Genomic DNA, 26,316 nt, shown 5'->3' with positions numbered 1-26,316 from the left:
ATAAGTGTGAAAAATACAATAATTTTCTTTTTTCTCTTCTCAACGCTTTTAGTTAAAGCACAAATTCCTGCGCTTGAAAATTATAATCCTATTTGGAATTCACAGAGCAATAATTCTTCAGAATCAATGCCTTTAGGCGGCGGCGATATTGGCTTGAATGTTTGGGTAGAAAAGGGAGATTTATATTGCTATTTTTCGCGCAGCGGAACTTTTGATGAACACAATACTTTATTAAAACTAGGTCGTGTCAAAATTACTTTAACTCCAAATCCTTTTAAGGATAATGAAGGTTTCCGTCAGGAATTGGTTTTGAAAGACGGTTACATTATAATTGCTCAAAATAACGCTAAAATTAAACTTTGGGTCGATGTTTTTAAACCTGTAATTCATATTGATTTAGAGAGTAAAACTTCGCTGAAAATGACGGCTTCTTATGAAAGCTGGCGTTATAAAAACCGTGATTCAAAAGGAAAAGCCAATAATGCCAATTCTTATAAATGGGCACCTCAAGGAGATATTGTAACGTTTAAAGATTCTATTTCATTTGAAAATAACGGTATAAAATTCTACCACAAAAACAGAGAAAATACTGTTTTTGATGTTGCAGTGAAACAGCAGAAAATGGAATCGGTAAAAGACCAAATGCTGAACCCGATTGGCAATCTGACTTTTGGTGGATTTATGACGGGTGATAATTTAAAACCTGACGGAACGTATTTAGGAAAATACCAATCGACAGATTTTAAAGGGTTTAATCTAACGAGCATAAAACCATCCAAAAAACATTCGTTACAGCTTTATTTAAATACCAGTCAATCGGATTTAAATACTTGGAATAACGGATTGAAAAATCAGATTTCAGGCGACAAAAATACTTCAAAACAATCTGAGAAAAACACAATAAAATGGTGGAATAATTTCTGGAACCGTAGTTTTATTTTTACTCAGAAAACCAATTCTACTGCAAAAGATTCAGTGTATCAAATAGGACAGAATTATCAGTTGTTCCGATATATGCTTGGATGTAATGCTTACGGAAAATATCCAACAAAATTTAACGGCGGACTTTTTACAGTTGATCCTGTTTTTACGAATGCAGCCTTGGATTTTACACCCGATTTCAGAAATTGGGGAGGAGGAACAATGACGGCTCAAAACCAAAGGCTGGTTTATTTTCCGATGGTCAAAAGCGGTGATTTTGATATGATGAAATCGCAGTTGAATTATTATTTGAGTTTGCAGAAAAATGCCGAGTTAAGGAGCAAAGTATATTGGAATCATAATGGCGCATCTTTTACAGAACAATTAGAAAACTTCGGCTTGCCAAATCCTGCTGAATACGAATGGAAACGTCCTGCAGATTACGATCCGGGAATGGAATATAATGCATGGCTGGAATATGAATGGGACACTGTTTTTGAATTTTGCCAAATGATGTTGCAGCAGAAAGAATATGCTGGAGAAGATATTCAGAAATACAATCAATTTATCATAAGCTGTCTGCGCTTTTTTGATGAACATTATCAATATTTGGCAAAACAGCGAGGAAGAAAATCATTGGACGGAAATGGAAAATTAGTTTTATATCCAGGCTCTGGCGCTGAAACTTATAAAATGACATATAATGCCAACAGCACAATTTCGGCTTTACAGGTAATTACAGAAAATCTTTTGCATCTTTCTTCGGAACAATTATCAAAAGAAGAATTAGAATATGTAAAAGGATTTCAAACAAGAATCCCGCCTTTAAATTTTGGACAAATCGAAAATCATAAAGTATTACTTCCTGCAAAAACGTGGGAACGGGTTAATAATTCTGAGGTTCCGCAATTGTATCCTGTTTATCCGTGGGGAATTTACGGTGTTGGAAAACCTGATTTAGAAACGGCTTTAAACACATGGAAATATGATCCGGATGCTTTAAAATTTAGAAGTCATATTGGCTGGAAACAAGACAATATTTTCTCGGCCCGTTTGGGATTAACTGAAGAAGCAAAAAAATATAATCTATTAAAAATGGCGAATTCAGACCGACGTTTTCCAGCTTTTTGGGGACCAGGTTTTGATTGGGTTCCAGATCATAATTGGGGCGGATCAGGAATGATTGGCATGCAGGAAATGCTTCTACAGGAAGCAGATGGGAAGATTTACCTTTTTCCGGCTTGGCCAAAAGATTGGAATGTTCATTTTAAATTACATGCCAAACAAAATACTACAATTGAAGCCGAACTCTTAAATGGAGAATTGAAGGTTTTGAAAGTACTTCCAGAAGAAAGAAAAAAAGACATTATAAATCTGTTAGGAAAATCTGAAACAGAAAAAACGAAACTAAATTGAACCAAAATGATAAAGAAATTAGTGTGTTCTTTTGCGTTGGCAACGCTTTTGACAGCAAACGGACAAGCACAATCAGTTTCAAATACTGATAAACAAATTGTAAAAGTCGACTTTGATTTTTTTCAAAGAAGACTGGAAGAAGTTCATGATCCGAGTTATGATTCGTGGGTGATTAATGAAGGAAAAGAAGCCGAAAAAGCATTTAACAATGTGTCATTTAAATTAAAAGGAAACTTTACTTCTAAATGGTACAAAGTTGGAATGAGCGCTCCGTTTTATAATAAATTAGGAAGTGACGGTTTGGTTACGGCTGAAAATTTAGAATTGAAAATCAGTGGATTGAAAGCAGGCAAACATACACTCTTGACGTTTCATAATGCTTTTGATGTGATTACTGGGAAAACTTTTTCTCCTATCAAAATCTACGTAAACGGAAAACTTCAGGAAACGGTAAATGCAAGTCAGAGAGCCAATGCTAAAATTGATGCAGCAATGGCGTATATTACTTTTAACGCCGAAAAAGGTAAAGATGTAATTGTTCGTTTTGAAATCGATCCGACTTCCAATCCTGATGTTGTAAAACAAATTGTGATTAATGGTTTTGAAATTGATACGCCAAATTTGATGAATCAGGCGCGTACTCCAGAACCAAAAAACAGAGACGAACATGTTGAAGTATCTAAAACTTTAATCTTAAAATGGGATGCTGTGAAAAATGTGGTATCTCATAAGTTGTATTTTGGTATAGATAAAAATGCCGTAGAAAATGCAACTGAAGCTTCAAAAGAATTTAAAGGTAAGCTGACTGATAAATCATATTCAGTTTCTGATTTATACAGCGGAACAACTTATTATTGGAGAGTCGATGAAGTAGATAATAATGGTCAAGAAACGTTAGGAAATGTGTGGTCTTTTAAACCTGCTCAGCTGGCTTTTCCGGGAGCAGAAGGTTATGGTCGTTATGCAGTAGGTGGACGCGGTGGAAAAGTAATTGAAGTAACGAATTTAAATGATGACGGACCGGGAAGTTTACGTGATGCTATTAATCAGGAAATTGGTCCAAGAACGATCGTTTTTAATGTTTCGGGAAATATAAAACTGGCTTCGAGATTAGTTGCAAATCAACCTTATATCACTATTGCAGGACAAACGGCTCCGGGTGAAGGAATTACTATCAGCAGAGCGCCAATTGGATTAACAGGAAATGATGGTGTGGTTCGATTTTTAAAAGTTAGAATTGGCGGCGGAACTACTTTTGACGGAATGGGATTAACTGGTGCAGATTACAGTATTATTGATCATTGTTCGATTAGCTGGACAATCGATGAATCGTTTAGTTCACGTGGTGCACATCATATTACTTTACAGCGAACTTTAATTTCGGAAGCTTTAAATGTTGCAGGACATGATAAATATCCTGCGGGAAAAATGCATGGATTTGCGGCTACGATTGGCGGCGATATTGGTAGTTTTCATCATAATTTATTGGCTCATAATTATGGAAGAAATTGGAGTATTGGCGGTGGTTTAAACGGTGATGGTTATTACACCGGCCGATTGGATATTACAAATAATGTGGTTTACAATTGGGGGCAGAGAACTACAGACGGTGGCGCAAACGAAGTGAATTTTGTAAATAATTATTACAAACCTGGCGCTTCGACTAAAATATTTGTAGCGCTAAATGCACAGCATGAAGGTGTTGGAAAAGGAATGCAGCGTTATTATTTTAATGGTAATATAATGCCTGGTTATTTTGATGAGAAATCTCAGGACAAAGGAAGAAAAATGACTATTACAAATAAAGAAATGGTACAATATGAAACTTTTGTAGATAAGCCATTTTTCCCGTCTTATGTAGCAACACAATCGGCGAAAGCAGCTTACAAAAATGTACTTTCAGATGTTGGGGCAAATCAGCCGTTTTTTGACAAACACGACAACCGAATTGTAGACGAAACTTTAAAGGGAACTTTTACTTTTAAAGGAAGTAAAAGCGGTTTAGGCGGAATGATCGATAACGAACAGGATGCTGGAGGATGGCCAAATTTTGCATCAGAAACTCGCCCTGCGGATTGGGATACAGATCATGATGGATTACCAAATTGGTGGGAAAAAACTTTTGGCTTGAACGAAAATTCGAAAGCCGGAGATTTTTCAGATGCAAATCAAGATACAGATAAAGACGGATTTACACAGTTGGATAACTATTTAGACTGGCTTGCGCAGCCTCATTATTTTGTGAATTCAGGAGAGAAAAAGGTTTTAAATGCGGGAGATTATTTCAAAGGTTATGAAAGTAAACCAGTTTACACTTTCTCCGATTTAAAAAACGGAAAAGTAAGTTTAAAAGGAAAAGAAATTCAGTTTACGGCTTTAGATAAAGGATTTGCTTCTTTCGTAGTAACAGTAAAAGATGCTGATGGAGATTCAATGAGCAGAACTATTAATTTCTTTGTAAAATAAATTATTAGACCATATAAGTGATATAAGAAATTATAAGATTGACTTAATGCTATGTGGTTCTAGTTCAATAAAGTTTAGTTTAAATGAACTTATATTTCTTATATGGTTCAAAATGATAATAAAATGAAAAATTTTTTAAATGTTTCCCTTAGTTTTTTATTTGTTAGTGCTGGAGTATTTGCACAGAATAAAGGTTTGGTTGCGAATTCAGAAAGTCCGTATTCTAAATTACAGAGTGTAGGACTGCAAGATGTAAAATGGACAAATGGTTTTTGGAAAGAACAATTTGATGTAGAAACCAAAAATACACTGCCTTATATGTGGGATTTGTATCATAACGATGAGATTTCGCATGCTTATAAAAACTTCGAAATTGCGGCAGGGATAAGCAAAGGAACTTTTAAAGGACCATCTTTTCATGATGGCGATTTCTATAAGATTTTCGAAGGAATGGCAGCTACTTATGCCGTAACCAAAGATAAAAAGCTAGATGCGCAAATGGATAAAGCCATTGCGCTTTTTGCGAAAGTACAACGTAAAGACGGTTATGTTCATACGCCGGTTTTAATCGATGAACGCTGGGGAACTTTGGGACCTGAAGAAGTAAAAAAACAATTGGGTTTTGAGAAATACAATATGGGACATTTGATGACTGCAGCTTGTATTCATTATCGTGCCACAGGAAAAACAAACTTTTTGGATATTGCAAAAGGTGTTGCCGATTTCTTGTATGATTTCTACAAAAAGGCTTCTCCAGAATTGGCTCGAAATGCAATTTGTCCGTCACATTATATGGGAATTGTCGAAATGTACAGAACGACGAAAAATCCGAAATATCTGGAATTAGCGAATAATTTAATTGACATTAGAGGAACTACAAATGACGGAACTGACGATAATCAAGATCGAATTCCGTTTAGAGAACAAACAACCGCAATGGGTCATGCTGTAAGAGCAAATTACCTTTATGCTGGAGTTGCCGATTTATATGCTGAAACAGGAGAGAAGAAATTACTAGACAATCTAGAATCGATTTGGGATGATGTAACGTATCGAAAAATGTACATTACAGGCGCTTGCGGTTCTTTATACGATGGAGTTTCGCCAGATGGAACGTCTTATGATCCAACCGTGGTTCAGAAAATTCATCAGGCTTATGGAAGACCTTTTCAGTTGCCAAATGCTACGGCTCATACCGAAACCTGTGCCAATATTGGAAATGTTTTATGGAACTGGAGGATGCTTCAAATTACAGGCGATGCCAAATATGCTGATATTGTGGAATTGGCATTATATAACAGTGTACTTTCGGGAATGGATTTGGAAGGAGAAAAATTCTTGTATAACAATCCGCTGAATGTATCTAACGATTTGCCATTTCACCAGCGTTGGGGAAATGAGCGTGAAGGTTATATTGCACTGTCAAATTGCTGTGCGCCAAACTTAACCAGAACAATTGCCGAGGTTGGAAATTATGCTTACAATATTTCGAAAGAAGGTTTGTATGTGAATTTATACGGAAGTAATCAGTTAAAAACTAAATATGTAAGTGGAGAAGAAATCGAAATAGAGCAGCAGACTAATTATCCGTGGGACGGAAAGATAACGTTGAAAATTGTAAAAGCACCAAAAGATTTACAGAATTTCTTTTTAAGAATTCCGGGTTGGAGTCAGAATGCTTCGGTTTCAGTTAATAATTCAAAGGTTAGTGATAAAATCATTTCTGGAACGTATTTGAAATTAAATCAAAAATGGAGAAAAGGAGATGTCATCGAATTGAATCTTCCAATGCCGGTTGAGTTAATGCAAGCCAATCCGTTAGTAGAAGAAGTTAAAAATCAGGTAGCTGTAAAAAGAGGACCTTTGGTGTATTGTTTAGAGTCAGATCAGCTTCCTGCAAAAACAAGTGTAAATGATGTGGCTTTAAATGTGAATTCTAAATTTTTAACTAATAATTTCACCTTAAATAATAGAAATTTAGTCAGTATTGATGCAGAAGCTGTAATAAGCGCTGACAATTCATGGAATAAAACGTTGTACAAACCGCTTTCGGCTAAAGATGCAACTGCTGTACCCGTAAAATTGATTCCTTATTTTGCATGGGGAAATAAAGGAAAAGGCGAAATGACAGTTTGGATGTCGCATTAAGTTTTTACGCTGATAAAACGGATTGTCCCTTAGCAAAACGCGGATTAAAACAGATTTTTAATTTTGTCACGGATATTAATCGTACAGTTTGTCATTCCGAGGAACGAGGAATCGCACTAGGAGCTTCACAAAGATTGGAGATTAAGATTGGGGAATTTCGAGTGTGATCTTTCCTTCGTCAAGATGACAAAACAAGACTTTAAATATCAATTAAACTAACAATATGAAATACATTCTAGCTCTATTTTTAATAACAACACTTTCAATATCAGCCCAAACGCTCGATAACAAATTGGCATTAACCGTTGCTCAAGATGGTTCTGGAGATTTTAAAACCATTCAGGAAGCAATAAACAATGTAAAAGACAATTCAGAAAAACGTGTTGTAATAACTATAAAGCCAGGAAAGTATGTCGAAAAATTAGAGATTCCAGTTTCTAAAACATTCATTACTTTAAAAGGTCTTGACAGAAATAAAACCATTATTTCATTTGATGATTATTCGGGAAAACCACTAAGAGAAATTGATGCATCGGGCAAAAAAGAATTTGGAACAGGAACTTCTTATTCTTTCTTGATTAAAGGAAATGATTGTACGCTCGAAAACCTTACTGTTGAAAATACAGCTGGAAGAGTAGGGCAGGCAGTTGCACTTCATATTAAAAGTGATCGTGTTATTGTTAAAAACTGTAATCTTTTAGGAAATCAGGATACGCTTTATTTATCAGAAGGGAACACTCGCATTTATTTTGAGAACTGTTTTATAAATGGTACAACCGATTTTATTTTTGGTGCCGCAACAGCTTATTTTTATAAATGTACGATTGAGAGTCTGACTAATTCTTATATTACTGCAGCTTCAACTCCGCAAGGTCAAGCATATGGTTTTGTATTTACAGATTGTAAGCTTACGGCTAAAGATAAACAGGTAGATAAAGTGTTTTTAGGAAGACCTTGGAGACCTTATGCTCAAACTGTTTTTATCAATACTGATATTGGTTCTCATATTATTCCAGAAGGTTGGAATGCTTGGATTGATACAAGATTTCCAGATAAAGATAAAACAGCATATTATGCTGAATTGGGAAGTAAAGGATCGAGTGCAAAAGATTTGTCTCAAAGAGCTGCGTGGTCGCATCAGCTAAAAAAAACAGATGCTAAAAAATACAATAGAGATTTAGTTCTAAACGGATGGAATCCCAGTAAATAAAATTAGAACGCAACAATAAAAAAAATCTTCCTTTTCGACAATGTTTGACCATTCCAACATTTTAATGTTTTTTACGGTAAACGATATTTGAACATAATTTTGAATATTTGTTCATTTTACACTTATAAAAAGTATTGGTCAGAATTTACGTTTAAAAAAAAAATATTTTTTGTGAAATTTTTAAGGAATATTCAAAACCCTTAAGCTGCAATATTTGTAAGTTTTATTACGCTAATATCTCTTGTTAAAGATAAGTAAAAACTTCTTATTTGAATTATAAGTGTAAAGTTAACGCTTTAAAATTCAAGGCTTCACAGTCTTATTTTGCAAAATTAACAGCTAATTTTTAGTTTTGATAAAGATTCTGCTGTATTTCTTAAAATTGCGATCTTTCTATTTAATTATGCGTAAACATATTGCCTAAATTTTCGATATCGCACACTTATTCTTTCTATTTTTTATTAATATTGTTTTTTTGAGTTCCTTTTTTTTAGATAATGCCATTAAAGCAGGATAGTGCAGGACGGTTGTAATGTATCATCGTTATATTTTTGGGATACAAAAAAATAAATGTGTTTTTAACATTTAATTTTATCGCTTTAAGTTTTCATTAGAATCTTAGAGAAATAAAGAGGCACATTTAACATGACTAACTAACATTAAATAATAACCTAACCAAAACAAAAACATTTATGAAACAAGCACTTATAAAAAGATGTAGTTTTCTTTTGTTTACACTGATGAGTGTGCTGAGTTATGCTCAAACAACAAACAGTCAAGGAACTGTAACCGTGACAGGAACGGTTACAGATAATTCAGGAGGAGTAATGCCTGGAGTAAACGTAACTGAAAAGTCTACAAAAAATACTGTTACTACAGATTTTAATGGGCAGTATCAGATTAAAGTAAAAGCTGGAGGAACATTGGTTTTTTCTTTTATTGGAATGAAAAAGAAGGAATTACCACTTTCAGGAAGAACAGTAGTTGATGCGAAATTAGAAGAAGATTCAAATCAATTAGAAAACATCGTTGTTGTAGGATATGCAAGTCAAAAGAAAAGCCATCTTACGGGTTCAGTAGTGACCGCAAAGATGAGTGAAATTTCAGATTTGCCTGTTGGTGATTTAGGAACTGCTTTGCAAGGACGAGTTTTAGGAGTTGGAGTTTCAGGTGGATCAACAAGACCTGGAGCAAAATCAAATTTAACTATTCGTCAGCCTTATTCATTAGCAAAAGATGGTGGAAATCTTAATCCATTATATGTAATTGATGGTGTGTTACAAATTGATGCACAAGGTTTGAACGACAGTACTTTGTTTGATAACTTAGATGCCTCTGAGGTTGAAAGTATTTCATTCTTGAAAGATGCTGCTGCTGCAATTTACGGTGCACGTTCTGCTCAAGGTGTAGTTTTAGTAACAACAAAAAGAGGTACAAAAGGTGATCCAAAATTTACTTATAGTGGTTCTTATGGTGTCAATGACAAAACGTACCAGACAAAAACGTTAAATGCTTATGAATTTGGAAAGTATGTGAATATAATGAATGGACCTAATGGTTACAATCAGCCTATTACAGATCCTCAGTATTTCTTTTCAGATGATGAATTAGAATATTTCAAGACTCTAAAAAATACGTATTTAGATGACGAATGGAAGCCTTCTTTTAACTTAAGACAGAACTTAAATGTGAGTGGCGGAACAGATAAAGCTACTTATTTTGCTGGAGTTTCTTACTATAAACAAAATGGTAATTTAAGTACTCTAGATTATGAAAAGTGGAATTTTAGAGCAGGTACTGATATTAAATTATCAAGTAATTGGAAAGCTGGAATTCAGTTGTCTGGTTTTTACTCAGATCAGACTAAAACGTTCAATAAAATTGGAGGAGAGGTTGAAGAGAATGATTACAATAAATTATTGATGCACGTACCTTACATTCCAAATTATGTAAATGGATTGCCAATGGAGCTTCCAAATAATAACGATGGAAATCAACGTTATCACTATAACGAAATCAAACGTTTAAATAATCTTGCTGAAACTACAGCGACTACAATGACCATTAATATGTACACAGAGTACAAATTTCCTTTCGTAAAAGGATTAATGGCTAGAGGAGCATATGCGAGAACTATGGGCAGTGGTCGTGGAACTCAAGTTGGTACTGGATACACTTTGTATCAATTTACAGGTTTGGGAACTAATGGACATATTTATAATGACGATATTACAACACCACCGCTTAGATCAAAATTTTATGATAACGGAAATCGTTTGTATTTTTCGAATACAACAAATTTATCTCAACAGTATAATTTGAATTTTTCTTACGATCGTACTTTTGGAAAACATAGCGTAAGCGGTTTATTTGCAATAGAAAGATCTGAAGCAACATCTAACAATGAGGTTGTTTTTAAATCAAATGTTCTTGAAGGTACAAATGGACAGTTTAATACTGCGACTGGGCCAATTGATGGTTCTACTACAAAAAGTGAATCAGGATCTTTATCATATGTTGGAAGGGTAAACTATGCATATGATGATAAATATTTGGCAGAGTTCTTATTTAGATCTGATGCTTCTACAAAGTTTGCTCCTGAAAACTATTGGGGTAATTTTTATTCAGCATCTGTTGGATGGGTAATGTCTAAAGAAGACTTTTTTAAATCTTCAGTTATAGATTTTCTTAAAGTAAGATACTCTGTTGGTCTTTTAGGAAAAGATGATACTAAGGCGTGGTTATGGAGACAACGTTATACTTTTCAAGGTTACAAAGGTGGTGTTTTTGGAGGGAATTCAGATTTGACAAATGGATGGAAAATGGAAGCTTCTCCAAATCCTGACGCAACTTGGAGTGATGAGCTTAAAATGAATTTTGGTGTTGATGCAAGATTTTTAAATAATAGATTAAGCGTTACAGCAGAATCGTATTATAATGTAGGAACTAATCTGCTATTAAACAAAACTGGTAATCTTCCTTTTACTATTGGAGGAACAGTAGCGGCACAAAACTATGGTTCTGTAGATACATATGGTTATGAGTTATCTGTTGGCTGGTCTGATAAAATTGGTAAAGACACAAGTTATGGAATTGATTTACGTTTTGGATGGTCTGGAGATAAGGTTATTAAAGGAGACTTTAATGATGAGGACATCTTAAAACCATGGAATCCTAAACCTGGATATTCATCAGACAATGGAGTTTGGGGATATGATTACATAGGTATGTTCAAAACTCAGGAGGATATAAATGCTTATGTGAGTAAGTATAATATTACTTCGGTATTTGGAACAGCAGTAGCAAACCTTAAACCAGGAATGTTGTATTACTCAGATGTAAGAGGTGCATATTTAGGAAATGGAAAATTTGCTGCTCCAGATGGTATTATCGATGTAAACGATCAAGTACAATTGGCTTCAAAAGCAAATACTCAATATTCTATCGGAACTACTTTGCGTTTTGCCTACAAATCATTTAGTTTGAATACAGTTGTTAATGCTTCGTTTGGAAATGGATGGAGCGACATTGGAAGTCAAGCAAGAAAATCTTTAAAAACTAAAATTCCGCAAATAGTAGATAATACAGTTTCAATTTGGAATGATATATATGATCCAACAGTTAATCCAAACGGATCAATGCCAAATCCAGCTTTTGAATCTATAAACTCAGTTGCATCTAAATTTTGGGAAGTTGATTCATTTAGAATCGCTTGTAGAAACATAACATTAAGTTATGCATTGCCAGAAGGCGCTTTAAAAGCTCTTAAAATGAACAGCTGTAAGTTTAATCTTGTGGCACTTAATCCTTTTAATCTTTATAATCCATATAGTTTTCAGGAAGCTAACGGTAGTTACTTAGATTATCCTACTTTACGAACAATTTCTTTGGGACTTAATTTAGGATTCTAATAACTCATAAAATACGATATTATGAAAATAAAATATATAAAAATAGTAGGTTTAACTACAGTTTTAGCAGCTTTATCTTTGGCTAGCTGTAATGATGATTTTCTTGAAGAGAAAAAAGATTTTAACGGTGTAAATGAAGATGTATTTAAAGTTCCTTCATTAGCTACTGGATATGTTGATTATGTTTATGGATTGTTTTTGCCGGGAAATAATGCAGCAGTTAATACATGGGATTTAGCGGCTGGTGGAAATGACGATTTTTCGCAGACAACAGAAGAGTTAACAGGCGAAGTAAACTGGAATAAAATTTGGGCAACTATTTCTCCAAACAATGCAAACTGCCTTCCATATATTGGAAGCAGAGTTTCTTCAAGTATTGCAAATAATACATGGACGAGATTAAGACAGATTAATATCTTCTTAGAGCAAATTGATAAAAATGGAATGGCCGATGCAGACAAAAATCCACTAAAAGGACAGATGTATTTTTGGAGAGCCTATCAGTATTATGAAATGGTAAAATTATATGGTGGTGTGCCAATTGTTTTAACCGCTCAAAATCCTATTATCGATGAAGGATCAACCGTTTCTCAAATTCCTAGAAGCCCAACATCAGTATGTATCGAACAAATTGTATCAGATTTAGATAAGTCAAAAGAGTTATTGAAAGATGTAAAATGGACTAGTGCAAACTGGGGTAGAATTACAGCAGGCGCAGCAGCAGCTTTTAAAGGAAGAGTATTATTAACATGGGCAAGTCCGCTTTTTAATCCAACAGATGACGCACAAAGATGGAAACGTGCCTATGACGCAAATCTTGAAGCAAAAACGCTTTTAGAAGCAGATGGAAAAGGGCTTTTCTCAGTTGGAGGAACAGCAAATGGAACTGCATGGGGAAATATGTGGCTTGCAGAAGTAGGAAATCCTGAAGCAGTTATCGTTTTTGGATTTAACAATTCTACAATAGTAAATGCTCAAAAAAATAATGGATGGGAAAGAGCAGTAAGATCTAAAGCATCAGGAGGAAATGGAACTATTTCGCCTACAAAGCAAATGGTTGACGTTTTTCCTATGGCAGATGGAAAAAGTATAGTTGGAAATCCTGCTTACAATCCTGTTTTATTCTATAAAAATAGAGATCCTAGGTTTTATAAAACTTTTGCATACAATGGTGCAACTTGGAAATATGCTGAAAATACAGCATTTAAACAATGGACTTACAGCTGGTATAGTAAAGCACCAACAACTGCAGCACCAAATCCTGATAAATTTACAGAGACATTAGGAGCTAACTCTAGTGGTATTTATCTTAGAAAAGCAACAAACGAAGCATCAAGCAGTTCTGCAGGATATTTGAACAGTGGAATTGATTATATGGAAATGCGTTTTGCCGAAGTTGTTTTGAATTTAGCTGAAAGTGCAATTGGTGTAGGTAGTTTGGCAGAAGGAAAAACTTTGATTGAATCAGTTAGAGCTCGTGCAGGAATTACAAACGGTGACGGACATTATGGTCTGGCTGCAGTAAGTTCAAGAGATCAGCATTTTGCAGCAGTATTAAATGAAAGAACAATTGAGTTTGCATACGAAAATAAACGTTTTTATGATTTAAGACGTTGGAAACTTTTTGATGCAGGTGCAACTACATCAAGACTTGGAGTTAAGCCATTGAATGGAACAAGAAGAACAGCTTATTACATCGTAGCAAAGAAAGCTGATGGAACAAACTACATCGGAACTGGTGATCCATTTTATGTAGCAACTGGTAATGCACCTGTTCTTAATAGAGAACCAGCTTCGTTTCCTGTAACAATAAACGGAACAACATTAGCCAATTTTGATGCGTATTTAGATTATATGTATACCAATTATTTTAAAATTGTAGAAAGAGACAATTTAGATCCAACTACAAACAATTGGAAATTTACATGGTATAATGAATACTATTTCTTCGGAATCTATCAATCATTATTAGATTCTTCTCCATATTTAGAACAAACTCAAGGATGGGGCGGATCATTTGACCCACTTAAATAATAGTTTATAATACAAAAAAACAGTCACCTGTATTTCAAGAATACAGGTGATTTGTTTAAAAAGAATTACCATAATTAGAAAATAACATGAAAAATTCCGCATTATTTATCACAGCTCTGCTTTTTTTGGGAAGTGCAAAATGTTTTGCTCAATATCCAAAGATAAGTCCGGAAGTTCAAGCGCAGGAAAAAGCAATTAAAGAAGAAGCCCAAAGACTTTCAGATGAAGCTTGGGAAAAAGCTTTAGTTATTATTGAAGAAGAAGCAAAACATGGAAAACCGTATATTCCGTGGGCAGCAAGACCAACCGATTTACCTCAGGCAGAAATTCCTGCTTTTCCAGGTGCTGAAGGTGGAGGAATGTTTACTTTCGGTGGTCGCGGTGGAAACGTTTACACCGTAACTAGTCTTGAAGACCGCGGACCAGGAACGTTACGTGAAGCTTGTGAAAAAGGAGGAGCAAGAATAGTGGTATTTAATGTTGCCGGAATTATCAGATTGAAAAGCCCATTAATTATTCGTGCGCCTTACATTACAATTGCAGGACAAACAGCTCCTGGAGATGGTATTTGTATTGCAGGAGAATCAACTTGGATCGATACGCACGATGTAATTATCAGACACGTACGTTTCCGTCGTGGAGAAACTTTCGTAGGTCGTCGTGATGATGCTATCGGAGGAAATCCTGTTGGAAATATCATGATAGATCACGTTTCTGCAACTTGGGGATTAGACGAAAACATGTCAATCTACAGACATATGTACAATCCAGGACCAGGTTATCCAGATATTAAAGTTGGAACAGTAAATATTACAATCCAAAACAGTTTGTTCGGAGAAGCTTTAGATACTTACAATCACGCTTTCGGAAGTACTTTAGGTGGAGAAAACTGCTCTTTCATGAGAAATATGTGGGCGAATAATGCCGGAAGAAACCCTTCTATCGGTTGGAACGGAATTTTCAATTTCGTAAATAACGTGGTTTTCAACTGGTACAACAGATCTACAGATGGCGGAGATTATACAGCAAACTACAACATCATCAACAATTTCTACAAACCAGGACCAGTTACTGATCTGACACAGCCAATCAGCTATAGAATCCTAAAACCAGAATCTGGAAGAAGTAAATTACCATACATGGTTTTTGGTAGAGCTTACGTAAACGGAAATGTTGTTAATGGTAACGATAAAGTGACTAAAGACAACTGGGACGGCGGAATTCAGTTAGAGAATAAAAAAGGTGAATTAATGACGTATGACGAAGCAAAAGAGTATTTCGCTAAAATGAAAACAGATAAACCTTTCCCAATGCCTTGGTTTAACAAATTTATGACAGCGGAAGAGTCTTATGAATTTGTACTTAAAAATGTTGGAGCAACATTACCAATTAGAGATAAAGTTGACGAAAGAATCGTAAGAACAGTAAAAACTGGAGTTCCAGAATATGCAAAAGGATTAGAGAAAAAAGAATTCTATCAATTCGAACACAGACGTTTACCGATGGATTCTTATAAAAAAGGAATTATTACAGATATTTCTCAAGTAGGAGGATATCCAGAATACAAAGGAAAACCTTATGTAGACACAGACAAAGACGGTATGCCGGATGCATGGGAGAAAAAATACGGTTTAAATCCAAACGATCCATCTGATGCAAAAGGAGATTTAAACGGAGATGGTTATTCTAATATTGAAGATTACATAAATGGTGTAAACCCTGCAATAAAAGTAAACTGGAAAGATTTAGCTAATAACAAAGAAACTTTAGTTAGACCTTTATTAGATTTAAAATAAGAAAAACAGAAAGAATTATTTAACACATAGAAACATAGATTTAAAGCTTTATTAAAAGAATAAAAATGAGAAATACATTTCTTTCGCATAGCTTAATCTGTGTATTTAAAATAAGTGAAACGTCTTTAAACGTTACAAAAAACTATGTTTCTATGTCTTTAAAATAATTATGCTAAAAAAGAAAACTCATGGCACTAAATAAAATAAATGCTGGTTTATTATCGCTGGTTTTCGCATTTTCAACTTTAAATGCGCAACAGCATTTAGATCCTGAATATGTAAAAGTTACTAATGAAAGAGCTGCAAAAATCGTTACCAAATTAGATTTAAAAAACGAAGCAAAAGAAAAAGCAGTTTCGAACATAATCGCTCAGCAATTCAGAGATTTAACTGAAATTCAAGATGGGAGAGATGCTGAAATCAAAAAAGTAAAAGAAGATACTTCTTTGGCTAAAGAAAAGCAAAACGAGAAAATTGATAAACTAAAAGCAAAAGCAGACGAATCAATTGCAAAATTGCATAAATCGTATATCAAAAAATTAAGTAAAGAATTATCAGAGGATAAAATCACAGAAGTTAAAGACGGAATGACATACGGTGTGCTTCCTATTACAGTTGCAGGTTACAATGATATGCTTCCAAATTTAACAGCAGAACAAAAAGAGTATATCTACAAAGCTTTAGTTGAAGCCAGAGAACATGCAATGGACGGTGGTTCATCTAAAGAAAAACACGGCTGGTTTGGTAAATACAAAGGAAGAATCAATAACTATTTATCAAAACAAGGTTACGATTTAAACAAAGAAAGTGCTGACTGGCATAAACGTGTTGAAGAAAGAGAGAAGAATAAAGTAAAAGATTCTACTTCGAAAGAATAATTTTCTGTTTAAAAACTTGCACCAAAAACTATTAACTACAACCACATACAATTCAATGCAAAATTTTTTCCCAAACCGTACTTTAAAAAGAACATTTATGACACTGTCATTTTGTTCTCTAGTGTCATCGGCTTATGCACAATATCCCGTAATTCCAAAACCTGTTCAAGAAAAAGCAGATGCTCTTTTAGCTGACGAAGAAAAAAGACTGAACGAAATTTGGAATACCAATTACCACATTATTAAAGAAGAAGCAAAGCAAGGAAAGCCTTATTTACCTTGGGCTTCTTACCCAAAAGATTTTGTAGTGGCAGATATTCCTGCTTTCCCAGGAGCTGAAGGAGGCGGCGCATTTACACAAGGCGGTCGCGGTGGAAAAATATTTGTTGTAACAAGTCTAGAAGACAGCGGAAAAGGAACTTTTCGTGAAGCTTGTGAAGCAGTTGGAGCGAGAACTATTGTTTTTAATGTTTCGGGAATCATTCAATTGAAAAAGAGAATCAGCATGCGTGCGCCATACGTTACGATTGCGGGACAAACCGCTCCAGGCGACGGAATTTGTATTGCAGGAGAAACTTTAGAAATTGATACGCATGATGTTATTATCCGTCACATGCGTTTTAGACGTGGTGCAACCGAAGTAACAAGAAGAGATGATGCTTTGGGAGGAAATGTAATTGGAAACACTATAATTGATCACTGCTCTGTAAGCTGGGGATTAGACGAAAATATTTCACTTTACAGACACCAATTTGCAGTTAATTCAAAATCAAAACTAGAAAAATTACCAGCTTGTAATATCACTATTCAAAACACTATTTCGTCAGAAGGTTTAGATACTTATAATCATGCTTTCGGAAGTACAATTGGTGGATTAAATAGTACGTTTATGCGTAATTTATGGGCAGACAATATTTCTCGAAATGCTTCTATCGGAATGCATGGCGATTTTAATTTTGTGAATAACGTAGTATTTAATTGGTGGAATCGTACTCTTGACGGAGGAGATTATCGTTCGATGTTGAATATCATCAACAACTATTTTAAACCAGGTCCAGTAACGCCGGAAAATGAACCTATTGCGTATAGAATAGTAAAACCTGAATCAGGATATATTGAACCAAAACAATATGGAAGAGCTTATGTTTCAGGAAACTTTATTGTAGGTTCTCCAGAAGTAACAGCCGATAACTGGAATGGCGGAGTACAATTGGAAAGTCTTCCCGAAGCTGAAACTAAAGAGTTTTTAGCCGCAATCAAACAGCCAAAACCGTTTTCAATGCCTGCATTTAAAATTATGAAAGCAGAAGAAGCATACGAATATGTTTTGACAAATGTTGGAGCGACAATTCCGAAAAGAGATGCTGTTGACGAAAGAATTTTGAAACAAGTTAGAACTGGGAAAATCGAAGTTAAAGACGGTTTAGAAAACAACATCGGAAAAGAGTTTATCAAAAGAAGATTACCAGCAGACTCTTATAAAAAAGGAATTATTACACATCCGGACCAAGTTGGAGGATACCCAACTTATAAAGGAAAAGCCTATAAAGATTCAGATAATGATGGAATTCCTGATGCATGGGAGAAGAAATTTGGTTTAAATCCGAATGATGCTTCAGATGCTAATAAAGATTCAAATGGAGACGGATACACAAATATCGAGAAATATTTTAACGGAATAGATCCAAACAGTAAAATTGATTGGACGAAAGCAGAAAATAACACGGATACTTTAGCGAAGCTGAAATCATTATTACAATAGTAAAAGCATGAAGACCTAACAGGTTTTTAAAATCTGTTAGGTCTCTTAAATGTAATATATTAATCTAGTTTGTCATTTCGATCCCGAAGCCTCGGGAGAGAAATCTTCGCAAGAAACTCCGTAAAGTATATCAATCTTTGTGGATTTAGCAACGAAGATTTCTCCTTCGTCGAAATGACAAGATTGTGAAAAAAGGATTTTGTAATTTTATTTTCTAGAATTCTAAATAAGTTAAAAAGAATGAATTTTACTCATTTAAAAAATATCGTTTCTTTCAAAAACACATTTTCTTTAATGTGTATTTCTTTGTTTTTCAGTATCAACATCACAGCCCAAAACAATTTCCCTGATATAGTAAAATCCAAAGAAGGAAAACTTTCTTTCACAACCGATAATCTAGGAAACCAAATTCCAGATTTTTCTTTTGCAGGATATAGAAATTCTGAAGCTGCCATTCCGAATTTGGAAAACAAAATTTTCGTTTCTAAACAAGAAGAAGACGCAACTCAAAAAATCCAAAATGCCATTGATTATGTAAGTGCTCTAAAACCTGATAAATTTGGTTTTCGCGGAGCCGTTCTTTTAGACAAAGGAACTTTTAAGATCAACGGAACATTATACATCAAAAAATCAGGAGTTGTTTTAAGAGGAAGTGGAAATACCGAAAACGGAACCGTACTTTTAGGAACAGGATTAGAAAGAGAAGCTTTAATTAGAATTTTGGGCGTAAACGATAAAGTTTATAAAGATTCATTTGAATTCGCAAACGTATATACACCACTTGGAACGCAGAAAATTCAATTAAAAAATATATCAAAATTAAAAGTCGGCGACGAAATCGAAATCAGCAAACCTTTAACAGATAATTTTATTAAAGAAGTTAAGATGCAGGATTTCGGTGGAGAAACTTCATGGATTGGCTGGAAAAAAGGAGACTGGATTACAACTTGGAATCGCGTAGTAACCAAAATCAACGGTAACGAAGTAACTGTAAATACTCCAATTACAATGGCATTGGATGATGCTTTTGGAACTTCAAAAGTAACCGTTTATTCGTGGGCAGGAAGAATTGAAAATACTGGAATTGAAAATATCTTAATAAAATCAACTTACAATCCTTCAAATTTAAAAGACGAAGAACATCGCTGGCAGGCAATCAGCATTGAAAACACGAGAAATGCTTGGGTAAAACAAGTTAATTTCAAGCATTTTGCAGGCGGAGCAATTACGGTTTTAAAAACAAGTCAGCAAATTACTGTTGAAGATTGTATAGCAACAGAACCGATTTCTGAAATTGCTTCTTTTAGAAGACATACATTTTATACAGAAGGACAACAGACTTTATTCCAACGCTGTTATTCAGAATTTGGATATCATGATTTTGCTGTTGGCGGATTTGGAACAACAGGACCAAATGCGTTCGTACAATGCGAATCACATTTGCCATTCGAAAATAGCGGCGCAATTGGAAGCTGGGCAACCGGAGTTTTATTTGACATCGCCAATATTGACGGAAAAGCATTAAGCTACAATAACAGAGAACAAGGTGGAAGAGGTGCGGGATGGACAGCAGCAAATTCTGTAATTTGGGAATCATCAGCATCAAAAGTTGAATGTTATAGTCCGCCAACAGCACAAAACTGGGCTTTTGGAGTTTGGGGACAATTTGGAGGAAACGGACATTGGAAAGACGTAAACGGACATATAAGCCCTAGAAGTTTATTTTATGCGCAGTTAGAAACCAGATTAGGAAAACTTCCTGTTCAGCCTTTTATTTATGATTTAGGTTCAGAACCATCTTCAAGTCCAAGTATTGAAGTTGCAGCAGAATTGACTAAAAACTCTGTAACAACAGCAAAAAGTCTACAAGAATGGATTGCAGAAGCTTCAAAAGCAAATCCAATTAGTACAAATAGTACAGGTTTAAAAAATGCAAATGATTTAAAAGTTACTCCAAATAAAACAGATAAATCAACTTCTAAAATAACAACAGAAAATGGCTGGTTAACTTTTGAAGGAAAAGTAATTGCAGGAAAACAAACCAATGTAGCTTGGTGGAGAGGTGATTTAACCGATGATTTCGTAAATAAATCAACACCACATTTAACTCGTTTTGTACCTGGACGAACAGGAAACGGATTGACTGATAAAGTACAGGAAACCGTTGATTATTTAACCAAAAATAATATCGTTGCTTTAGAGCATAATTACGGTTTATGGTACGACAGAAGAATGGACGATCATGAACGCGTTCGCCGAATCGACGATGATGTTTGGCCTCCGTTTTACGAACAGCCTTTCGCAAGAAGCGGAAAAGATTTAGCTTGGGATCATTTGAGCAAATACGATTTAACAAAATTCAACGATTGGTATTGGACACGTTTGGCGCAGTTTGCAACGCTTGCAGAACCAAACGGACAATTGCTAATCAATCAGCAATATTTTCAGCATAATATTTTAGAAGCTGGAGCGCATTGGGCAAGTTCACCTTGGCGTTCGGCAAACAATGTCAACAACACAGGATTTCCTGAACCGCCGCCATACGCAGGAGACAAACGTATTTTTATGGCAGAGCAGTTTTACGACGTTACAAATGCCGAAAGAAGAAAATTACACCAAGGCTTCATTAGAAAGTCTTTCGAGAATTTTCAGGAAAACAGCAATGTAATTCAGTTAACAAGTGCCGAATATACAGGTCCGCTTCATTTTATGGAATTCTGGTTAGACGAAGCTCAAAAATGGAAAGATGAAACTGGTAAAAAAGGTCTAATTGGTTTAAGCGCAACAAAAGATGTTCAGGATGCCATTTTAAACGATGCAAAAAGAGCCAGAACAGTTGATGTAATCGATATTCGTTATTGGTATTACAAAGAAGACGGATCTGCTTACGCACCACAAGGAGGCGTAAATTTAGCGCCAAGACAGCACGCCAGAAAACTAAAAACAGGAAAAGAAACCGACAATCAGGTTTATCGTGCCGTTCGTGAATATCGCGAAAAATATCTGGATAAAGTCATTTTATATTCGACAGATGGTTCTTCAAGATTTGGATGGCCGGCCTTAATGGCGGGCGCTTCATTGCCAAACATTCCAAGAATCGAACTGCCTCAGTTTTATGCCGCTTTAAGCGAAATGAAATTAGTTGACGGAAACACGTTTTCAGACAATGTTTGGAAATTGGAAAACAAAGGAAAAAGTTATCTTTTTTATCTGAAAAATGACCAAGATATTACAATCGATTTATCAAATGAAAAAGGAACATTTGAAGTATTTGCCATCAACACTTCAACAGGAAATATAACGAAAAAAGCCAACATCAGTGGAGGAAAACAAGTAACGATTCCACAAACCGAAATAAAAGAAAAAGTGCTTTTTGTAGTGAAAAAATAGTTAGCCACTGATTTCACAGATTAAAAGGATTAAAAGATTAAAATCTGCCAAATCTGTGAAATCTGCGTGAAAAAAAATTAAGACAAAGCTTGAGAAATCTATTAAATCAGTGATCCCGATAGCTATCGGGAGTGGCAAAAAAAATAAAAAAACAATTCAAAAACAAACCAAAATGAATCTGAAAATTAAATATTTATTCGTCCTAAGTTTAAGTTTTTTGTTGACAGCGCAAAGCGGATTTTCGCAATCTGCGAAAACAAAAGCATCTCTGCCTCAAATCAAAGTTTCTAAAAATCAGCATTATTTTGTTACCGAAAACGAAAAACCATTTTTCTGGTTAGGCGACACTGGTTGGCTGGCATTCGGAAAACTAGATAGAGCAGGCGTTGATAAATATTTTAAAGACAGAAAAGACAAAGGATTTAATGTCGTTCAGGTAATGGTTTTGCATAATATAAATGCAGTTAACGTTTATGGCGATGCAGCTTTAATCAACGAAGATGTTTCAAAACCATTGACTACAGCCGGAAATGATTTCAAAAGTGCACAAGAATACGATTACTGGGATCACGTAGATTATACTTTAGATGTAGCTCAGAAAAATGGAATTTACTTGGCGATGGTTCCAGTTTGGGGAACAAACGTTTCAAAAGGAAATAAAGTAAGCAAAGAGCAGGCAATTGTATATGCTAAATTCTTGGCTGATAGATATAAAAATAGAACCAATATAATTTGGTTAAACGGTGGAGACACACACGGAAATGAGTTTATGGATATTTGGAATGCGATCGGAAATACTTTAAAAACCAACAATCCAAATCAGTTAGTGACTTTTCACCCATTTGGAAGAACCGATTCTTCAGAGAATTATCATAATGAAAAGTGGTTAGATTTTAATATGTTCCAATCAGGACACAGAAGATACGATCAAGATTCGGTAAAAACGAATTTTAAAGAAGACAATTACAAATTCGTTCTAAGAGATTTCAAATTAAAACCAACAAAACCAACACTTGACGGAGAGCCATCTTACGAAGGAATTCCACACGGTTTACATGATACTTTACAACCAAAATGGACAGCAAGCGATGTACGCCGTTACGGATATTGGTCTGTTTTATCTGGCGGTGCAGGTTACACATACGGACATAATGCAGTAATGCAAATATTCAGAAAAGGTGATAATCCAGCGTACGGAAACAAAGAATTATGGACATCAGCAATTAATGCGCCCGGAGCAAAACAGATGATTTATATTAAGAAATTAATGGAAGAAGTTCCATTTTTAGAAGGAGTTCCAGATGTTTCTTTAATTGCCAATCAGGGAGAAAAGTACGATTATATTCCTGCAATAAAAGGAGAAAAGTATGCCTTACTTTATACTTACAACGGAAGAAAAATTGAAGTAAATATGGGTAAAATCGCAGGAGAAAAAGTTGAAGCAGCTTGGTATAATCCAAGAAATGGACAAAAAACAAAAATTGGATTAATAGATAATAAAGGAACTCAAAATTTTCAGCCTTCAGGCAAAAAAGAAGATGGAAATGATTGGGTTTTAATTTTGAAGTCAAAGTAACCACACATTTTTTTCATTTCGATCCCGAAGCCTCGGGATCGAAATGAAAAAAATGAGAATTATAAAACTCTCGCAGATTTTGCAGATCAAACAGATAAAAAAAAATAATCTGCAAAATCTGCGAGAGTAAAAAACAACAACTATGAAAAACATACTAATAATACTCTGCTTCATTACTGGATTAAACACCACTTTCGCAAACGACGGCTGGTTGAACATTTTAAATGAAGGTGGAAACAACAAAGGAATAAAATGTACCCAAGCCATTCAGAATGCCATAGAAAAAGCATCTAAAAACGGTGGAGGAACGATCTTTTTTCCTGCGGGAGAATATTTAACGGGAGCATTAACACTAAAAAGCAACATCACGATTCACTTAGATTCTGGCGCGCTTTTGAAGTTTTCTGAGAATTTTGATGATTATTTACCTTATGTAGAAATGCGTTACGAAGGAATTGTAATGAAAAGTTTTCAGCCATTATTCTATGCAAAAGATGTACAAAATATCACCATTACTGGAAGAGGAATAATCGACGGACAAGGAAAAGCATGGTGGAATGAAGTCTACAGAATCGAAAGTGCCAAAGAACCATTACCTCCAACAAAATATCAAACTATGTGGGAAGAGCAAAACAAAGGCCTTTACACAGAACCGTATTACAAAAGAACTGTTGACAAGAAATTCTTCAGACCTTCTTTTTTTCAAGCTTACAACTGCAAGAATATTTTAATAGAAGGCGTAACCTTTCAAAATTCACCTTTTTGGACAATCAACCCAGAATTCTGTGATAATGTAACCGTAACTGGAATTTCAATTTTTAATCCGCATTCGCCAAATACAGACGGAATTAATCCTTCTTCTTGTACTAATGTTCACATTTCAAATTGTCATATTAGTGTAGGAGACGATTGTATTACGATTAAATCAGGAAGAGACGGCGACGGTCGTAAATACGGGAAAGCAACAGAAAATGTTACGATTACAAACTGTACCATGTTAAGCGGTCACGGTGGAGTTGTAATTGGAAGCGAAATGTCGGGCGGAATCAAAAAAATTACGATTTCAAATTGTGTTTTTGATGGAACAGATCGCGGAATCCGTATTAAAGCAGCACGTGGAAGAGGAGGAGTTGTAGAAGATATTCGCGTGGATAATATCGTTATGAAAAACATAAAAGAAGAAGCAATCGTATTGAGTCTTTTTTATGATAAAGGAACTCAAGTTGAGCCTGTGACCGAAAAGACGCCGATTTTTAGAAACATTCACATGAGCAACATCACAGCTTCAAACGTGAACAAAGCAGGGCAGATTTTAGGAATTACAGAAATGCCGATTCAAAACATCACTTTCTCTAACATCAATATGGATGGAAAAGAAGGTTTTACAGTAAGTACAGCAACAGATGTAGAATTTCATGATGTAAAAGTGAACGCAACAATTGGTTCTTCTTTCAAAATATCAGATTCAAAAAACATTATTTTGGACAATGTTGGATCATCAACACCAATAAAAGGAGTTCCAGTTATCAAATTGGATAATGTTTCAAATACATTGATTAATAATAATTTTCCATTTAATGCAACCGATATTTTTATTGAAGCTGATGGAAAAGACACCAAAAATATTTTCGTAAAAAATAATGTTTTCAATAACGTAACAACGAAAATTAAAAAAGGTGCTTCTTTAGATAAAAAAGCAATAACGGAATAGATTACAAAAAAGAATAATATAACAAAGATTTCACAGATTGGCACGAATTAAAATCTGTGATAATTAGTAAAATTAGTGTTCAATTTTATATCATGAAAAAAATATTAATCATATTAACCCTTTCACTCTTTGTGGTTGGTTATTCACAGAAAAAGAAAGATTTATATCTTTTTACTTCGTTTCGAGAACCAGCAACAGAAGGTTTGTATCTAGCGTACAGCGAAGACGGTTACAATTGGAAAGGCTTAGAAGGATCGTTTTTAAAACCCGAAATTGGAGCCAGTAAAATTATGCGAGATCCATCAATTACAAAAGGTGCTGATGGAACATATCACATGGTTTGGACGACAGATTGGAAAGGCGGAAACGGTTTTGGATATGCAAGTTCAAAAGATTTGATTCATTGGTCAAAACAGGAATATATTCCAGTGATGAAAAATGAGCCTGAAGTTGTCAATGTTTGGGCGCCAGAGATTTTTTATGATGATGTGAAAAAAGAGTATATCATTATTTGGGCATCAACAATTCCGTTCCGATTTGAAAAAGGCGTGGAAGACGAGAAAAATAACCACAGAATGTATTATGTAACGACAAAGGATTTTAAAACTTTTTCGGATACAAAATTATATTACGATCCTGGTTTTAGTGTGATTGACTGTGTGATTGTGAAGAAAGGTAAGAAAGATTATGTTTTGGTTTTGAAAGACAATACAAGGCCAATGCGTAACATAAAAGTAGCTTTTGGAAAATCGCCTTTAGGTCCGTTTGAAAAAAGTTCTGAACCCTTAACCGAATATTTGTCAGAAGGACCAACAGTAGTAAAAGTGGATAAAAATTGGCTTTTATATTATGATAATTACGGTTCAAAAAATTATAAAGCTTTAAGTACGTCAGATTTTGTTCATTTTGAAGATGTTTCATCAAAAATTAGCCTTCCCGAAGGACACAAACACGGAACGATTACAACAATCTCAGCAGACGTTTTAAAAGGATTAATTGAAAGAAAATAAAAGATAATACCTCAGATTACAAAGATTCTCACAGATTAAATTTTAAAATAATCTTTTTAATCCTTTTATCCCGATAGCTATCGGGAG

General features: G+C 34.7%; 13 protein-coding genes. All 13 read left to right on the top strand.

Going from position 1 to position 26,316, the window contains the following annotated elements; genetic code table 11:
• Positions 1–6 precede the first annotated feature (6 nt).
• Entirely contained in the window at positions 7–2,337 is a 2,331-nt protein-coding gene (locus B0A81_RS02025; protein ID WP_244281229.1) for a DUF5703 domain-containing protein, read from the top strand.
• A gap of 6 nt (positions 2,338–2,343) precedes the next feature.
• Positions 2,344–4,803: a pectate lyase family protein gene (locus tag B0A81_RS02020; protein WP_089056456.1), complete on the top strand. Its 2,460-nt coding sequence runs from the start codon at positions 2,344–2,346 to the stop codon at positions 4,801–4,803.
• A gap of 123 nt (positions 4,804–4,926) precedes the next feature.
• Entirely contained in the window at positions 4,927–6,951 is a 2,025-nt protein-coding gene (locus B0A81_RS02015; RefSeq protein WP_089056493.1) for an aceric acid hydrolase, read from the top strand.
• Between the two features lie 223 nt (positions 6,952–7,174).
• Entirely contained in the window at positions 7,175–8,161 is a 987-nt protein-coding gene (locus tag B0A81_RS02005; protein ID WP_089056454.1) for a pectinesterase family protein, read from the top strand.
• A 692-nt stretch (positions 8,162–8,853) separates the two neighbouring features.
• Positions 8,854–12,072 (top strand): SusC/RagA family TonB-linked outer membrane protein, encoded by a 3,219-nt coding sequence (locus B0A81_RS02000; protein ID WP_089056453.1) that lies wholly within the window; start codon positions 8,854–8,856, stop codon positions 12,070–12,072.
• Between the two features lie 21 nt (positions 12,073–12,093).
• Positions 12,094–14,106, top strand: a complete 2,013-nt coding sequence (locus B0A81_RS01995; RefSeq protein WP_089056452.1) for a RagB/SusD family nutrient uptake outer membrane protein — start codon at positions 12,094–12,096, stop codon at positions 14,104–14,106.
• Positions 14,107–14,192: 86 nt separating this feature from the next.
• Positions 14,193–15,902, top strand: a complete 1,710-nt coding sequence (locus B0A81_RS01990; protein ID WP_089056451.1) for a polysaccharide lyase — start codon at positions 14,193–14,195, stop codon at positions 15,900–15,902.
• Between the two features lie 188 nt (positions 15,903–16,090).
• Positions 16,091–16,780 (top strand): DUF3826 domain-containing protein, encoded by a 690-nt coding sequence (locus B0A81_RS01985; protein WP_089056450.1) that lies wholly within the window; start codon positions 16,091–16,093, stop codon positions 16,778–16,780.
• Between the two features lie 55 nt (positions 16,781–16,835).
• Positions 16,836–18,542 (top strand): thrombospondin type 3 repeat-containing protein, encoded by a 1,707-nt coding sequence (locus B0A81_RS01980; RefSeq protein ID WP_089056449.1) that lies wholly within the window; start codon positions 16,836–16,838, stop codon positions 18,540–18,542.
• Positions 18,543–18,782: 240 nt separating this feature from the next.
• Complete coding sequence (locus tag B0A81_RS01975; protein WP_165768025.1) at positions 18,783–21,932, top strand: DUF6298 domain-containing protein; 3,150 nt, start codon at positions 18,783–18,785, stop codon at positions 21,930–21,932.
• 172 nt (positions 21,933–22,104) lie between these two features.
• Positions 22,105–23,508 carry a glycoside hydrolase family 140 protein gene (locus B0A81_RS01970; protein ID WP_089056491.1) on the top strand — a complete coding sequence of 468 codons (1,404 nt, stop codon included), beginning with the start codon at positions 22,105–22,107 and terminating at the stop codon, positions 23,506–23,508.
• Between the two features lie 142 nt (positions 23,509–23,650).
• Complete coding sequence (locus B0A81_RS01965) at positions 23,651–25,219, top strand: glycoside hydrolase family 28 protein (protein WP_089056448.1); 1,569 nt, start codon at positions 23,651–23,653, stop codon at positions 25,217–25,219.
• A gap of 92 nt (positions 25,220–25,311) precedes the next feature.
• Positions 25,312–26,229 carry a glycoside hydrolase family 43 protein gene (locus B0A81_RS01960; RefSeq protein WP_089056447.1) on the top strand — a complete coding sequence of 306 codons (918 nt, stop codon included), beginning with the start codon at positions 25,312–25,314 and terminating at the stop codon, positions 26,227–26,229.
• Positions 26,230–26,316 lie beyond the last annotated feature (87 nt).

The sequence above is a fragment of the Flavobacterium plurextorum genome, assembly GCF_002217395.1.
Taxonomy (GTDB): domain Bacteria; phylum Bacteroidota; class Bacteroidia; order Flavobacteriales; family Flavobacteriaceae; genus Flavobacterium; species Flavobacterium plurextorum.
This window is presented reverse-complemented; position numbering and strand designations above follow the sequence as displayed.

Coding starts and splice junctions, on each gene's coding strand:
- B0A81_RS01985 (WP_089056450.1), top strand. CDS start 16,091: ATGGCACTAAATAAAATAAATGCTGGTTTATTATCGCTGGTTTTCGCA.
- B0A81_RS01960 (WP_089056447.1), top strand. CDS start 25,312: ATGAAAAAAATATTAATCATATTAACCCTTTCACTCTTTGTGGTTGGT.
- B0A81_RS02000 (WP_089056453.1), top strand. CDS start 8,854: ATGAAACAAGCACTTATAAAAAGATGTAGTTTTCTTTTGTTTACACTG.
- B0A81_RS02020 (WP_089056456.1), top strand. CDS start 2,344: ATGATAAAGAAATTAGTGTGTTCTTTTGCGTTGGCAACGCTTTTGACA.
- B0A81_RS02005 (WP_089056454.1), top strand. CDS start 7,175: ATGAAATACATTCTAGCTCTATTTTTAATAACAACACTTTCAATATCA.
- B0A81_RS02015 (WP_089056493.1), top strand. CDS start 4,927: ATGAAAAATTTTTTAAATGTTTCCCTTAGTTTTTTATTTGTTAGTGCT.
- B0A81_RS01990 (WP_089056451.1), top strand. CDS start 14,193: ATGAAAAATTCCGCATTATTTATCACAGCTCTGCTTTTTTTGGGAAGT.
- B0A81_RS01965 (WP_089056448.1), top strand. CDS start 23,651: ATGAAAAACATACTAATAATACTCTGCTTCATTACTGGATTAAACACC.
- B0A81_RS01995 (WP_089056452.1), top strand. CDS start 12,094: ATGAAAATAAAATATATAAAAATAGTAGGTTTAACTACAGTTTTAGCA.
- B0A81_RS01975 (WP_165768025.1), top strand. CDS start 18,783: ATGAATTTTACTCATTTAAAAAATATCGTTTCTTTCAAAAACACATTT.
- B0A81_RS01980 (WP_089056449.1), top strand. CDS start 16,836: ATGCAAAATTTTTTCCCAAACCGTACTTTAAAAAGAACATTTATGACA.
- B0A81_RS01970 (WP_089056491.1), top strand. CDS start 22,105: ATGAATCTGAAAATTAAATATTTATTCGTCCTAAGTTTAAGTTTTTTG.